At 48.9% G+C, this 16955-nt stretch carries 5 protein-coding genes; all 5 read left to right on the top strand.

What is annotated here, in order from left to right:
- Positions 1–46: 46 nt before the first annotated feature.
- The 5 genes from EC604_RS20760 (at position 47) to EC604_RS20740 (ending at position 16885) form a co-directional block, all read left to right on the top strand.
- Complete coding sequence (locus EC604_RS20760; RefSeq protein WP_123065966.1) at positions 47–283, top strand: hypothetical protein; 237 nt, start codon at positions 47–49, stop codon at positions 281–283.
- Positions 284–439: 156 nt separating this feature from the next.
- Complete coding sequence (gene glmS, locus EC604_RS20755) at positions 440–2272, top strand: glutamine--fructose-6-phosphate transaminase (isomerizing) (protein WP_123065965.1); 1833 nt, start codon at positions 440–442, stop codon at positions 2270–2272.
- 981 nt (positions 2273–3253) lie between these two features.
- Positions 3254–4537, top strand: a complete 1284-nt coding sequence (gene ectB / locus EC604_RS20745; protein WP_123065964.1) for a diaminobutyrate--2-oxoglutarate transaminase — start codon at positions 3254–3256, stop codon at positions 4535–4537.
- Positions 4538–5100: 563 nt separating this feature from the next.
- Entirely contained in the window at positions 5101–5259 is a 159-nt protein-coding gene (locus EC604_RS29960; protein WP_161556996.1) for a hypothetical protein, read from the top strand.
- On the top strand, positions 5246–16885 hold the full coding sequence (locus EC604_RS20740; RefSeq protein WP_240037057.1) for an amino acid adenylation domain-containing protein: 11640 nt from the start codon (positions 5246–5248) through the stop codon (positions 16883–16885). The genes EC604_RS29960 and EC604_RS20740 overlap by 14 nt, the downstream gene beginning before the upstream one ends.
- The last annotated feature ends 70 nt before the right edge of the window (positions 16886–16955 follow it).

Raw genomic sequence — 16955 nt, 5'->3', positions numbered from 1 at the left:
TGTTGATGGATGTCTCTTTTGCTAATCAGGAGAGAGCATAGTAAACATGGACGGCAATCAAGCTGACGAGGTGGAGGTGTTCGGATTGTTCGGCGGGGACCTCCCGGTGATGCACCAGAGCCGTAAACCGGATCGCGGAAAATGGATGGGTGACTGTCCACACAACGCGCCGGTAGGTGCAGAGGATCAGATAAAAATTAAAATGAATGTGCGTGAAGAGCGTAAACAGTGCGCGGACGGGAAAATGATGTACATTCATGATTGCATTCGTAATAGAGCATGAACACAGCGGGACGGCAGATGGCCGTTCTGATCATTGATAACTGAATAGGAAATGATATTCATGATACGGTAAGCAATCTATCATTTTCCAATACGTCCACCTCTGCCTGTTTCTCTTCCAGACACAGTATTCATATACAAACGGAGGAACTAAATTATGTGCGGTATTGTTGGATATATTGGTAATAAGAACACTCAATCGGTATTGGTCGAAGGATTGAAAAAGCTCGAGTATCGTGGTTATGACTCTGCAGGGATCGCTGTATTTACACCGCAAGGTCTGCAAATCACTAAAGCTCTAGGACGTTTGGCGAACCTTGAAGCAAAGCTGGATGGTGCTCCGCTGGTAGGTAATGCCGGTATCGGACACACTCGCTGGGCAACGCATGGTAAACCTTCGGACGAGAATTCCCATCCACACACGGATGGAAGCCAGAAGTTCTCCGTTGTGCATAACGGTATTATTGAGAACTATCTGGAGCTGAAGGATGAGCTGATCTCTCAAGGTCACACGTTTACTTCCGAGACGGATACAGAAGTCATTTCTCACCTGGTTGCACGTGAATACAATGGTGATATTGTTAAAACTGTGCAAAAAGTGATCACGTTGTTGCGTGGTGCATTCGCACTGGGTGTATTGACAGAGCATGAGCCTGAGAAACTCGTTGCTGTGCGTCAAGCTAGTCCATTGATTATTGGTGTTGGTGAAGGCGAGAACTTCATTGGTTCCGATATCCCGGCAATTCTGGAACATACACGTAATGTGTACATTCTGAATGACGGTGAAATGGCTGTATTGACACATGATGCTGTCGAATTGATGACGATTGAGGGCAATTTTATTTCTCGGGAAATGATTCGTGTCGATTGGGATGCAGTAACCGCGGAAAAAGGCGGATTTGAGCATTTTATGTTGAAAGAGATTCATGAGCAACCAAAAGCATATCGTGATACAATGCTGGGCCGCATCGACAATGAAGGCAAAAGAGTGCAGCTTCCTGAGCTCAAAATGACGGAAGAGCAAATTAAAAACATTCGTAACATTCAGATTATTGCATGTGGTACGGCGTATCATGCAGGTCTGGTTGGACGTACAGTGATTGAGCAATTGGTTCGTATTCCGGTTGAAACGGATGTAGCTTCCGAGTACCGTTACCGTTCACCAATTGTAAACAAAGATACGCTTGTAATTGTCGTGAGCCAATCCGGTGAAACAGCAGATACGCTGGCAGCACTGCGTGAAGCTCAATCTAACGGTGCGCATGTACTGGCGATTACAAATGTTGTGGGTAGCTCGATTGCACGTGATGCAGACGATGTGATTGCTACATTGGCTGGTCCTGAGATCGCCGTAGCTTCCACTAAGGCATATACTTCCCAGCTGATCGCGTTCAACCTGCTTGGTCTATACCTTGCACAAGTACGTGGAACACAAACTCAGGATGAGATTGCACATACATTGGCAGCGATGCAAGCACTGCCTGAGCAAGTGGAATCCATGCTGAAGCAGGCAGATGCGATTAAAGGATATGCGGAGCAAATCTCCAAACATCAACATCTCTTCTTCATCGGCCGTGGTCTCGATTATGCGGTAGCCCAAGAAGGCTCGTTGAAGCTGAAAGAGATCTCTTATATCCACTCTGAAGCATATGCTGCAGGTGAGTTGAAACACGGTACACTCGCGCTGATCGAAGACGGTATCCCTGTTATTGCCTTGGCAACACAGGAGAACGTACTGGAGAAAACGGTAAGTAACATCAAAGAAGTAAAAGCACGTGGCGCGGACGTTCTGGCGATTACCTACGAAGAGCACGTAGCTCCATTGCTGAAATCCGTTGACCAAGCGTTTGCGATTCCTAAGACATTGCCGCTTCTAAGCCCAGCTCTGTCTGTTGTAGCGTTGCAATTGCTGGCATACTACGCTTCCCTCGCTCTGGGTCACGATGTCGATAAACCACGTAACTTGGCGAAAAGTGTAACGGTTGAGTAAAATCTAGGCTTGAATGAACAAACAAGAGTGTCAGTGATAAAAAGTTATGAACCAGTAACAGAGTGTTGAATTAAAATGTATGATAAATGGTTTTAAGATCGAAAAGGGAGCCCGAGAGATTGACTCGTGGCTCCCTTTTTTAGTTCTCTAAAATATACTATGCAATCTTGATTATTCGTCATAATGAAAATGCAAGGGACCGAACGAAGAAGAGGGATTAACTTCCGTATCGCGAAATTGCAAGCAAATGTATTTCGTAAAATAGTTGTTAAATCGACAACGATGTATTTTTCAACTCTGCTAATCTTTACAAAACAAAAGTAAATTAAAATTAAAGTTAAAATGAAAAGTATAAATACCCACTCTACCTTAAAAAGAAAGACGTTGGAATCCTTTCAGGGTCCCAAGTTTTTATTACATGAGCATTTGTAAACGTCCCACTCTTTAGACGCTCATTATAATTTCTTACATTTTTCTGCTTACATAAGTTAACGAAAGTGATTTAGGATAATTTTGTTAAATTTTTGTAAAGTGAAAGGAATCAAAATTTTGACAGAGAATATATAAGGTAATATATACCATTAATGGTATTCAGTGATTTGGACTTTTTCCCCTATTTAATTCCTCGAAAGATGACAAACTGTGCTTGTAATGCTCCTAATTGTGTTAATTTAAGGCGAAATATTAACACTTTATACTTCAAAGACCTAATTTAACCAAAATTTTACTATACATTCTTTGGAAATTTGATATAATTCTACCCAGGTCGACCTTCCAATTATGCAATAAAATAGAATTGGTGGGTTTTTATACATACCCAAGCTGTGTGCGAGAGACCAGTCCACTGGATACCCAGCAAGCCGGCATGCGAGGACCGACGATTGTGGTAAATGACAGCCGAGAATGTTTTGCTCGATGACGCCAGAAGGTTCAGAAAGAATGAAGCTAACCTTATCCCAATTACGATGGAGGATGAAGCGCGTGAGCATTTTTGAAAAGCTGGAATCTAACGTAAGATCTTACTGCAGAAGCTTTCCGGTAGTATTCGACCGGGCCAAGGAAGACCTGTTATATGCTGAGGATGGAAGAGCATATATTGATTTTTTTGCAGGTGCTGGAGCACTGAACTACGGTCATAACAACGATTATATTAAAGAGCGGATTCTCGATTACCTGACATCCGACCGGATTATGCATGGTCTGGATATGTACACAATGGCCAAGCGAGAATTCATCCAGAGCTTCTCGGAGCGGATCCTGGAGCCGAAGAAGCTGAATTACAAGCTTCAATTCTGCGGTCCGACGGGCACAAATGCGGTGGAAGCGGCACTTAAGCTTGCACGCAAGGCGAAGAAAAGAACTGGCATATTTGCATTCATGGGTGGTTTCCACGGCATGTCACTCGGTAGCCTTTCGGCAACAAGCTCCAAGTCGATGAGAGAAGGTGCGGGACTTCCTCTGGATGGAGTTACATTCATACCACACCCGAGTGGGGCTTTCGCAGAGATGGATACACTCGGTTACATCGAGAATATCCTGAATGATTCGCACTCCGGAGTCGATAAACCGGCTGCCATTCTGCTTGAAACGGTACAAGCTGAAGGCGGCATTCATGTCGCTGACGTAAAGTGGCTACGTGGATTGCAACAGATTTGCCGCAAGCACGATATACTGCTCATTACCGATGAGATTCAAGTCGGCTGCGGTCGAACGGGTGAATTTTTCTCCTTCGAACGTGCGGGGATTGAGCCGGATCTTGTTACCCTGTCAAAGTCGATCAGCGGGTACGGCCTGCCAATGTCCCTTCTGCTCTTGAAGCCTGAACTGGATCTTTGGACGCCAGGAGAACACAACGGTACCTTCCGCGGCAACCAGCTCGCTTTTGTGGCTGCCAAGGCTGCTCTTGAGTTCCGGGATAGAGCCGATTTGGAAGAACAGGTGAAGCAAAAGGAAGAGTTCGTGCGCTCGTTCCTTGATAAAGAAATCAAACCTCTACATCCATCCATCACCATCCGCGGGATTGGCCTGATCTGGGGCATTGACGTTTCGGGCTTCACGGATGAAGCAGGGGCGAAGCGAATGTCGGAGATCAGTTTCGAGAAAGGACTTATTATTGAAAGGGCTGGCAGAGGGGACCTTGTCTTGAAAATCATGCCTCCGCTAACTGTTTCCATGGAGAATCTGGCTGCTGGTTGCAATATTATCAAGTCTAGTATTCTGCAGGTAATCTCTCAAGAGGCCCAGCGTTTGCTGGTAACGACCTAAGCTTGGGCAAACGGATAGGCACTTCCGACAATAGGAATGGGAATTTCTTTGAGGGGTTGCTCGGCACTGGTGTTCAGATGATGTTTTGCTCCTATAGGAATTCCACTGAGAAATTCCTTGGTACCGTCAGGTAACATGGGAATTCACTGCTAATCCTAGAGCTAAACCATTCATCGAATAAAGAGCATTTTTGGGAGTCTCATGAAATACCATCTTCACATGTAATCATCGGGAAAAGATCACTACCCCGCAGCCTGATCTTGACTTATCCACATCGGGACTGCGGGGGAATGCACTAATCGTACATAGAGTGTATCCATGCCCCTTAACATAGGTTTTGATCAAGGCAACTCCGTTGCTAAATCCGGAGGTACGGCTAATTTCCTGCCGGCCTACTGGAATCCTACAGCACGTCTTACATCAATGGGAGGAACCTCCCTTGTCCACCTCTAATTCCAATTCCGAATCCAAGGTTAACTCAAGGTCCGTTTTCGGACGGCCGTGTTCACAGTAAACATATTGAAGCAAGGGAGCCAGTAACAGCTGCGCCTTTTGCGTAAACGATGTCTTTATATTTTTTCAAGCATGGGAGTCGTTCGGGACAGTTGCCAGGCAGAAGATTGTCATATGCGATCGATTGGACAAGCAAAGCGGTGATTTGGCATAAGCCATTGCTATTGTTGTCACATTTTGAAAAGGCGGGGAGCGTTGCTTCGGCATAGGCTCTGCCGGATTGCTTTTACCGATGAAGAGAGGGGAACGATCCAGGTGGCTTTTGAAAAAGAAACGTTGTTTTGGAACGAAAAACTCGGTAGTGATGATGATATTTTGACGCGGTTGCCTTACAGCAAAACTCAAAGCCCTTTAAGACCCATGATGACAACCATTAGTGGTTCGCTCTCAGAGAAAGCATCGCAGCGTGTCCTGCAAATGAGTAAGGGAGCTCCGCTGGCAACGTTTATGATTATGCTTGCTGGTGTTCAGTCACTTTTATATAAATATATAGGCGCTTCCGACATTTTGGTTGGTATGCCAGTTGTACCGAAAAAAACGGAACAGCGCCGATCCATTAATCATACTGTCATATTAAAAAACTCGTTTTCGGCGGGCGCGACTTTTAAAACACTTCTGAGTGAATTGAGGACTTCCTTACCGGAAGCGATTCAGCATCAACATATTCCGTTCTCGAAAATGACAGAGAAGCTGGACCTACAATATGCGGACGGGAAGCCCATCATCCATACACTAGTCTCTCTCAAGGAGCTACATACGGATGAAATCGCACAATATGCGGTCACGGATTGTTCTTTTGAGTTCAGCATAACCGGCGGGACAATACAGCTAGCTCTTTTATACAACGAGCATTTATATGATTCTGAATTCATGACTCGGGTTGTTGGTCATCTCAACAGCTTGCTAACTGTGGGTCTCCACGAGCTGGAACTGGACATCGTGAAGATTGATATGTTGTCCGAAGATGAGAGATTTCAATTGCTCCAAAGCTTTAACGATACCAAGCAGGACTATGCCTGGGAATGGACAATTCATCAACTCGTAGAAGAACAGGTACAGCGGGTGCCAGAAGCAACAGCAGTTGTTTTTGAGAATCAGCAACTTTCATATGCGGAATTGAATGAACGGGCCAACCGGCTGGCGAGAACGCTTCGATCCGTCGGCGTGTTACCCAATCAATTGGTCGGCTTGATGATAAGGCGATCGCTGGAGACGGTTGTTGGTATTTTGGCAGTTCTAAAAGCTGGCGGTGCTTACGTGCCCATTGATCCCGAATACCCGGAAGAACGAATCCGTTACATTCTGGAGGACTCTAACGCGCAACTATTGCTAACTCAAAGGGAACTGATGCACCAGGTACCTTTCAAAGGGACTGTACTTGCACTGGATGACGAGAACTCCTATAGCAACGATGGGGCGAACCTGGAGCCATCTAGCGGCCCGAATGACCTTGCTTATGTCATCTATACGTCAGGTACAACAGGTAAACCCAAAGGGGTTATGCTGGAGCATCGGGGCTTGGTAAGCTTGAAATTGATGTTCGCAGACAGGCTTCGTATTACGGAGCGAGACCGAATTGTTCAATTCGCCAGCCTGTCATTCGATGCATCCTGCTGGGAAATGTTCAAAGCGCTCTATTTTGGTGCGACTTTGTACATTCCTACGGCCGAAACGATTCTCGACACCCGTTTGTTCGAACGTTATATGAATGAGCATGCAATTACAGCGGCGATTTTGCCGCCGACGTACAGCGCTTATTTGAACCCGGATCGCCTCCCTAGTTTAACGAAACTCGTAACCGGAGGCTCGGCGGTATCAGCCGAATTCGTGCAACAGTGGAAAACGAAGGTCCACTATTTCAATGCTTATGGCCCTACTGAAGCATCCATTGTTACGACACTTTGGGATGCAGACGAGGAGCAGTCGGAACACAGAGTGATTCCGATCGGGCGGCCACTGGCGAATCACCAGATTTTTATTTTGGATGCTCAACTGCAACTTGTACCTCCAGGAGTGGAAGGTGAGTTGTGCGTTGCGGGAGTGGGGCTTGCGAGAGGTTATCTGAACCAACCAGAGCTAACAGCAGAGAAGTTCGTGGAACATCCGTTTGCACCGGGAGAACGTCTTTACCGTACGGGAGATCTCGCCCGCTGGCTCCCAGACGGAAATATGGAGTATTTGGGCCGGATCGACCATCAGGTGAAAATCCGTGGATTCCGAATCGAGATTGGAGAGATCGAAGAGCAACTTCTGAAGATTGACTCCGTGCAGGAGACAATCGTGATGGCACGGGAAGGCAAAAGCGGTCAAGAACTGTGCGCATACCTGGTCGCGAGCCACCCGCTTACACTAGGTGAACTGAGAAGCACGCTGGCGCAAAACTTGCCGAATTACATGATTCCGGCGCATTTCGTTCAGCTTCCACGGATGCCCCTTACACCGAACGACAAAATTGACCGAAAGGCTTTGCCTGTCCCAGAAGGAAATGCACTAATTGGAGGCGAGTACGTTGCTCCCCGAAATGAAGTGGAGCGGACCCTTGCCGATGTATGGCAAGCCGTATTGAACGCTGATCGCGTTGGGGTAACCGATCATTTCTTTGAGCTGGGTGGGGACTCGATTAAGTCCATCCAAGTATCTTCGCGTCTTCATCAAGCCGGATACAAGCTGGAAATCAGGGATTTGTTCAAATATCCAACGATCTCACAGCTCAGTCTGCATGTGAAAACCATTGGACGTACCATTGATCAAGGAGAAATAACGGGTGAAACAGTGCTGACGCCGATCCAGCAATGGTTTTTCGAGAGCTCTTTTGTGGATGCACATCATTTCAATCAGTCGGTGATGCTGTACCGGAAGGAACGCTTCGACGAAGAAACGGCAGGACATGTACTGCAAAAGCTGGCCGAGCATCATGACGCTTTGCGAATGGTATTCCGTAAGACGAAACAAGGGTTCAGCGCACGGAACCGAGCGATTCAGGAAGGCGGGCTGTTCACGCTGGATGTGTTCGACTTCAAGGAGGAGCAACACACCGGGCAGGTTGTGGAAGCCAAGGCAACGGACATTCAAGCGGGTATTGATCTGGAGAATGGGCCTCTTATGAAAGCGGGACTGTTTCAGTGTGCGGATGGTGATCATCTGCTACTGACGGTTCACCATGCCGTGGTGGACGGTGTGTCTTGGCGTATTTTGATGGAGGATTTCGCACTGGGTTACGAGCAGGCAGTCAAAAACGAGGACATTCGTTTCCCGGCGAAAACGGATGCATACCGCACTTGGTCAGAACAATTGGCCGCTTACGCACAAAGTGAGGAGCTTGCGAAGGAGCGTGCCTATTGGCAGGACGTGGAACAAATTGAGGTTCCGGCCATACCGAAGGATATGGAGACGGACATGACAACGCAACAAGACAGCGAATCACTATTCGTCCGTTTGACTCCCGAAGAAACAGAGCTGTTACTGAAGCGGGTTCACCGAGCTTATAACACTGAAATGAACGATATTTTAATCACGGCGCTCGGCATAGCTATTCGCAATTGGACAGGACACGAACGTGTGCGGATCAATCTCGAAGGACATGGACGTGAATCCATTGGAACAGATATCGACATTAATCGCACAGTTGGCTGGTTTACGACCAAGTTCCCAGTGGTCCTAGAGCCGGAAAGCGATCGGGATTTGGCCTACCAGATTAAACAGGTCAAGGAACACTTGCGCCGCATTCCTAACAAAGGGCTTGGGTATGGCTTATGCCGTTATCTTTCTAAGTCGGAGGATGGCTTTGTTTGGGGCGCAGAGCCGGAAATTAATTTTAATTACCTCGGTCAGTTCGACGATGATGTCAATCAAGATGAGATCGGCATATCTTCTTATTCCAGTGGCAGCCCGGCTAGTGATCGTCAGGCCCGCAGCTTTGTGCTGGATATTAATGGCATGGTGCTGGACGGAGCTTTATCGCTTGATCTTAGCTACAGTCGCAAGCAGTATCGGAAGGCAACGATGGAATTTTTCGCTCAAGGGCTTGAGCAAAGTCTCCGAGAACTCATAGCGCACTGTGTAGGGAAAGAACATACCGAATTGACACCAAGCGACGTACAATTTAAAGGTTTGACCATTGCAGCATTGGAGCAAATCGCTCAGCGCTCCGGTCATCTCGGAGAGATCGAAAATATTTACTCGCTTACGCCGATGCAAAAGGGCATGTGGTTCCACAGCGCGCTTGATCAGCAAACAGCCGCTTACTTCGAGCAGACGCGGTTTACGATGCGGGGAGCACTCAATGTTCAGCTTTTCGAGAAAAGCTGGATGGAGCTTGCAAAACGACATTTGGTGTTACGGGCGAATTTTGTGAAAGGTCCGACAGGGGAGCCGTTGCAAATTGTGTACCGTGATAAACCGGTTGGCTTCGAATATGAAGAGCTGCTTCATTTGCAAATGGATGAAAAACAGGCCTATCTGGACAAAAAGGCTGAGGATGACAAACTTCGCGGCTTCGACATGGAACATGATGCACTCGTTCGGTTTACGATCCTGCGTACTGAAGAGCAAAGCTACCATGTATTGTGGAGTTTCCAGCATATTTTAATGGATGGTTGGTGTCTGTCTCAGCTGACACAGGAGCTGTTTGAGGTGTATTCTGCTTTGATCTCTGGTGAGCAACCGGTGGTAGATAAAGGAGCAGATTACGGCTCTTATATCGAATGGTTGGAGAAGCAGGACGATAAGGCGGCATCCGATTACTGGATGACATTCTTGGCAGGCTATGAAGGGAAAACGCTACTCCCTGGGCAAAAGGAATCAGCGCCGCATAACAGATTTAAAGCTGATCACGTTACTGCCCAGCTAGGCAAGGAGTTAAGTGAACGGATGGATCAGGTAGCGAAACAGCATCTAGTTACCGTAAATACGCTTTTGCAAGCTGCATGGGGTGTGATGTTGCAAAAATATAACGGAACTCACGATGCCGTATTCGGTAGCGTTGTAGCTGGAAGACCGGTAGAAATTCCAGGCGTCGAGTCCATGATTGGTCTGTTTATCAATACAGTTCCGGTTCGTGTTACGAGTGAAGCCGACACCGTGTTCGCCAACCTGATGGTGAAGCTCCAGGAGCAGGCGCTGGAGTCGGGGCGTTATGATTATTATCCACTGTATGAAATTCAAGCCCTCAGCTTGCAAAAGCAGAACCTGATCAACCATATTATCGCTTTCGAGAATTATCCGGTAGACGAACAGATGGAGCAAGCAGGCGACCAGCAACATGGCGAGCTGACGATTGCTGATGTTCAGATGGAGGAGCAGACGAACTATAACTTCAATGTGACAGTGGCACCAGGAGCCGAGATTGAAATTCGATTCGATTTTAACGCTGAAGTGTTCGACAAAGAGAGTATCGAGCGGCTTAAGGGGCATCTCGTGCATCTGCTGGAGCAGGTGACGGCTAATCCGAAAATTACGGTGTGTGAGCTGGAACTTGTGACGGAGGCGGAAAAGACGGAACTTCTCGAACGTTTTAATGATACCACCACAGATTTCCCTCGCGATAAGACGCTCATTCGCTTGTTCCAAGAACAAGCGGAGCGCATCCCAGATGCAGCTGCGGTCACCTTTAATGGACAAGAGATGACCTACCGCGCTCTGAATGAACGTGTCAACCGCCTTGCCCGTACCTTACGTAGTCACGGGATAACCCGAGGAGGACTAGTCGCTATTATGGCTGAACGTTCCATTGAAATGGTAGTGGGTATGCTGGCGGCACACAAAGCCGGAGCGGGTTACGTACCGATTGATCCGGAATATCCCGAGGAGCGTATCCGTTTTCTGATCGAGGATTCGGGAGCACAGGTCATGCTGACCCAAAGCCGCTTGCGTGAACGTCTGGCAGATTCGGACTCCGTGATCTTATTGGATGATGAATTTTTCTATCATGAGGACTGCACTGATTTAAATCCGGGCACGGAAGCGACAGATCTGGCATGCATCATCTATACGTCAGGCACGACAGGCAAGCCGAAAGGCAACCTTGTCTCGCACCGCAACATCGTGCGTATCGTGCGAAATACGAATTATATCGACATCACCGAGCACGATCATGTCCTCCAGCTTTCGAGTTATTCGTTTGACGGAGCGATCTTCGATATTTTTGGTGCTTTGACCAACGGAGCACGGTTGGTGCTGGTTCCCCGTGAGACTGTGCTGGAGATTGGCCAGTTAGCGGAACTCATTCAGCGCGAGCATATCTCGGTGATGCTGATAACGACGGCTTTTTTTAACGTGCTTGTAGATGTGAACATCGACTGCTTGCGGAATGTCCGGGCAATATTGTTCGGAGGAGAGCGGGTGTCGGTTGGCCATGTGCGTAAAGCGCTCGCTCATATCGGACCGGGTAGACTTAACCACCTTTATGGCCCATCGGAAAGCACGGTGTATACGACATACCTTCCGGTCGATTTCATTGATGACGCAGCGGTTACCGTTCCCATCGGAAGACCTATCAGTAATACAACGGTGTGTATCGTCGACAGCCGGAACCAACTTCTGCCGATCGGTGTGGCTGGCGAATTATGCGTTGGTGGAGAAGGCTTGGTACAGGGCTACAATAACCGGCCTGAGCTGACGGCGGAGAAATTTGTGGAACATCCGTTTCAACCGGGAGAGCGCATGTACCGGACGGGGGATTTAGCGAAATGGTTGTCGGACGGTACAATCGAATACGTTGGACGGACGGATGATCAAGTGAAAATTCGTGGCTTCCGAATTGAACTCGGCGAGATTGAAGCTCAGCTTCAGAAAGTGGAGGGAATTCGGAAAACAACGGTATTTGCAAGGGAGAATGCTTCAGGCGAAAAGCAACTTTGTGCTTATTATGAAGCTGACGTTGAGCTTCCAGCGGCTGAGGTGAAGAGTGTACTTTCCCAGGAGCTGCCGGCCTATATGATTCCGTCGTACTTGATTCAGTTAGAGCAACTCCCGCTGACAACGAACGGCAAGGTTGACCGCAAGTCTCTCCCGGCGCCAGAGGAGCACCTACAGCCAGGCGAAGAGGGGACTCCACCGCGGACTCCACTCGAAGCCAGTCTGGCTGATATTTGGAAAAGTGTGCTCGGACTTACGCGCATTGGTGTTCATGATAATTTCTTCGACCTCGGCGGCCATTCACTTCGGGCGACAACACTGGTAAGTAAGGTTCACCAGGAGTTGAACGTTGAGTTGCCTCTGCGGGACGTATTTCGTTATTCGACGCTTGAAGAGATGGCTCTTGCCATATCAAGGATCGGAGAGCAGACGTTCTCGTCGATTCCGTTGGCAGACACAAGAGCATATTATCCACTATCATCAGCCCAGAAGCGGTTGTTTATCCTGAATCAGCTGGAAGGTGCTGATCAGAGCTACAACATGCCTGGTGTACTACTGGTGGAAGGAACGATTGATCGGGGTCTGTTGGACAAGGCTTTCCGCGGACTGATCGCACGGCACGAAACGCTGCGAACCGGCTTCGAGATCGTGCAAGGCGAAGCAGTACAGCGCATTTATGAGAGTGTCGACTTTGCTGTGGACTACTGTCATGCGAACGAGGAAGAAGCGCCTGACGTTGTACAGGCCTTCATCCAGCCTTTCGACTTGGCGAAGCCTCCACTGCTGCGAGCGGAACTCGTAGAGCTGGCGACCGAACGTTATTTGCTGATGTTTGACATGCACCATATCATCTCCGACGGGGTTTCGATGGACGTATTCGTCGATGAACTCGTTCGTCTATACGGCGACGAGACATTAGAGCCTTTGCGCATTCAATACAAGGACTATGCGGTATGGCAGCAGTCAGACGAGCAAAAGGAGCAGTTGAAACGTGAGGAAACCTATTGGTTGGAACGTTACCATGGCGAGCTGCCGGTGCTGGAAATGCCAACGGACTATCCGCGTCCTGCCGTGCAAAGTTTTGAAGGACAGACATTAACATCTTTCGTGAATGAGGAAACGAACGAAGGTTTGAAGCAGCTGGCCGCTCAAAGAGGAACGACGCTGTATATGGTGTTACTTGCGGCATATACCGTGCTTTTGCATAAATACACAGGTCAGGACGATTTGATCGTCGGAACGTCGATTGCGGGCAGAACACATGTAGACACGCAGCCCTTAATCGGAATGTTTGTCAATACGCTGGCGCTTCGTAATTATCCGACGTCAGAAAAAACCTTCCTTTCGTATTTGGACGAAGTGAAAGAAACGACTTTAGGGGCTTACGAGCATCAGAACTATCCGTTCGAAGAGCTCGTCGATAAAGTACAGGTTACCCGGGATCTGAGCCGCAACCCGCTCTTTGATACCATGTTCTCCCTGCAAAACTTGGAAGATAAAAAGATAGAACTGAAAGGACTGAAGTTATCACCGTACCCTAGCGACTACGGCTCAGCCAAGTTCGATTTGAGTGTAGATGTTACAGAAGAAGACGGTGTGTTGGAGTGCAACTTTGAATTCGCAACGGCTCTTTATAAAGAAAGCACGATTCGAAGGTTGCAGGCTCATTTCGGACATTTGCTTGCGAAGATCGTAAGCCGCCCGGATGCTAGGATTGCTGAGCTACACCTGTTGACCACAGCGGAAAAAGAAGAAATGCTCCTTACGTTTAATCCGGCGCAACCGGAAGCAGAAACGACTCCAGCGGTTGCATTCCACCGTTTGTTCGAGGAACAGGCACAGTGCGCACCGGAGTCAGAGGCCGTCGTGTACGAAAACGATCGTCTAACGTATGCGGAGCTAAACGAGCGGGCAAACCGTTTGGCGGCTACGCTACGTGCAAGCGGCATCGGCCGGGAATCCATCGTTGGCATTCTTGCCGAACGTTCAGTGGATTTGCTGGTAGCCGTGCTCGCTGTCTGGAAAGCAGGCGGCGCGTATGTCCCGCTCGATCCGGATTACCCGTCAGACCGCGTGAGATTCATGCTGGAAGACAGCGGAGCAAAGGTGCTACTTACCCAAAAGCCACTGCGAGAGCGTGCCGAAGCATGGCTGGACGAAGAGGAACTGGCGCTGGCGGCAGTAGTGTATCTCGACGACGAAGCAACCTATAGCGAGGAGCGGGCCAATGCGCCGATGAGTTCTGGTATGGACGATTTCCACGAAGCCCGGCCAGAGGATCTGGCCTACGTAATCTACACGTCGGGAACGACAGGACAACCCAAAGGCGTCATGATCGAGCACCGCAGCCTGGTCAATACGGCGGCAGGATACCGACGGGAATATCGTTTGGATCAGTTCCCGGTGCGGCTATTGCAGCTGGCCAGCTTCTCGTTTGACGTATTCGTGGGCGATATCGCACGCACGCTGTACAACGGAGGAACGATGGTGATCGTGCCGAAGGATGACCGGATCGATCCGTCTCGTCTGCACCATTGGATCGAGCAGGAGCAAGTGACTATATTTGAATCGACGCCAGCGCTGATTGTGCCGTTTATGGAATATGTGCATGAGCAAGAGCTGGATATGAGTCAGATGGAGTTACTCATCACTAGTTCGGACAGCTGCAGCGTCGCCGATTATCGTACCTTGCAGGAACGCTTCGGATCATTGTTCCGTATCATCAACGCTTACGGTGTAACGGAAGCAGCGATCGACTCCAGTTTCTACGACGAGCCACTGGAAGTGCTTCCGGAGACAGGGCATGTGCCTATCGGCAAAGCGTGGCTAAATGCGAAGTTTTACATTGTGGATGCACATTTGAATCCCGTGCCTGTCGGGGTGCTGGGCGAACTGGTTATCGGCGGAGTTGGGGTCTCGCGCGGATACTTGAACCGTCCAGAATTGACGGAAGAGAAGTTCGTAGACAGCCCGTTTGCCGCGGGTGAGCGGTTGTATCGCACGGGAGACTTGGCGCGGTGGACGGAAGACGGCAATGTGGACTTCATTGGTCGAATCGACAATCAGGCTAAAATTCGGGGCTACCGGATTGAGACGGGCGAAGTCGAAGCGAAGTTGCTACAGGTGAAAGGCGTACGCGAAGCCGTGGTGCTGGTTCGAAATGATACAAACGGGCAGAAAGTGTTATGTGCATATTACACACCGGATACAGGAACGGAACTGGCAGTGAATGATCTGCGCGGCGCACTGGCCCAGGAGTTGCCGGGGTACATGATCCCATCGTACTTTGTAGAACTGGAAAACTTACCACTAACGCCGAATGGGAAAGTTGACCGGAAGGCATTGCCAGCGCCAGAAGAAGGAGCTGGAGGAGGACGTGAATACGTGGCGCCACGCACTGAGCTAGAGGCGAAACTCGTCGCCATCTGGCAGGACGTGCTCGGATCAATAACAATAGGTGTAACGGACAACTTCTTTGACCTTGGCGGGCACTCCCTTCGGGCGACAATGCTGGTTAGCAAGGTGCACAAGGAGTTGAGCGTAGACTTGCCGCTCCGTGATGTGTTCCGGCACTCGACGATTGAGTCGATGGCTGAAATTATCAGTCAATTGGAGTGGCAGGAACACCGCTCCATTCCGGTTCTGGATCAGAGAGATTACTACGCTCTTTCTTCCGTGCAAAAACGGTTGTACATCCAGCAGCAGATGGAGGGCGCGGAGCTTAGTTACAACATGTCCGGCATGACGGTTCTCGTCGGGCGTTTGGAACGGAATCAATTCGAGTCCGCGCTCAAAGGATTAATCGCTCGTCACGAAGTTTTGCGAACCGGCTTCGAAATGGTCGACGGTGAACCTGTACAACGAATTTATCCGAACTTGGAGTTTGCCGTCGAGTACACCCAAGCGACAGAAAGTGAAACGAAAAGTATCGCGGACGGATTTGTGCGAGTCTTTGATTTGGAGCGGCCGCCGCTGCTGCGTGTGGGCTTAGTTGAATGGGAAGCGGAACGGCACTTGCTTATGCTTGATATTCATCATATCATCACGGATGGCATGTCGATGGGCATCTTCGTCGAAGAACTGTTGCGCTTGTATAACGGCGAGACTCTTGAACCGCTTCGGATTCAATACAAGGAATACGCTGCTTGGCAGCAGTCTGAGCCTGTAAAAGAACAGCTGAAACGTCAGGAAGCCTACTGGCTGGACGTGCTGGAAGGTGAGTTACCAACGCTTGAACTGCCTACGGACTTTGTCAGACCTGCTACTCGCAGCTTTGAGGGCGATGTGCTGCCTTTCAATATCGACAAGCAGATGACGGAAAGCTTGGAACGCATGGCTAGTGAGAACGGCGCCACTCTTTATATGGTATTATCGGCGGCCTATTCCATCCTGCTCAGCAAGTACTCGGGGCAAGAAGACTTCATTTTAGGCACACCGGTTTCGGGTCGCACACATACCGACCTGGAGCCACTTATCGGAATGTTTGTCAACACGTTGGCCATTCGGCATTATCCGTCGGGGGAGAAGACATTCCTTGCTTACTTGAACGAAGTCAAAGAAACGATGCTCGGGGCCTATGATCACCAGGATTATCCTTTTGAGGAACTTGTGAAGAAACTTCAGGTACCGCGAGACCTAAGCCGCAATCCTGTATTCGATGTCATGTTTGCTCTGGAAACGAAGGAAGATAACGTTCAAAATTTCGGAGAGATCCAGATTGAATCTTATCCGGAAAAGCATAAGGTTGCTCAATTCGATCTGACTTTAATTATTTCGATGCTGGATGAGGTAATGACCGGGCAGTTTGAATATGCGACCAAGTTGTTTACACGCAATCTGATCGATAATTTCGCTCAGGATCTGCTCGTCATCATCAGCCAGATTTGCGAACAGCCTTCGATGTTGCTGAAGGATATTTCCCTGAAAGGACAATCCGAACAGGAACAAGATGAGCTAGAGGCGATCGATATTATGTTCTAATCCTATACCCGGCTTGGGGGTATGCCGTATTTCTTTCGGCATGCACCCTGCCGGGTGTTTTTTTATTAAC

The organism is Paenibacillus amylolyticus (assembly GCF_003719335.1).
Taxonomy (GTDB): Bacteria; Bacillota; Bacilli; order Paenibacillales; family Paenibacillaceae; genus Paenibacillus; species Paenibacillus amylolyticus_D.
The sequence above is the reverse complement of the archived record's forward strand: the minus strand, read 5'-3'. Positions and strand labels throughout refer to the sequence as shown.

Bases quoted from the DNA above. Each gene is read 5' to 3' on its own strand.
- EC604_RS20760 (WP_123065966.1), top strand. From the start codon at position 47: ATGGACGGCAATCAAGCTGACGAGGTGGAGGTGTTCGGATTGTTCGGC.
- glmS (WP_123065965.1), top strand. From the start codon at position 440: ATGTGCGGTATTGTTGGATATATTGGTAATAAGAACACTCAATCGGTA.
- EC604_RS29960 (WP_161556996.1), top strand. From the start codon at position 5,101: ATGTCTTTATATTTTTTCAAGCATGGGAGTCGTTCGGGACAGTTGCCA.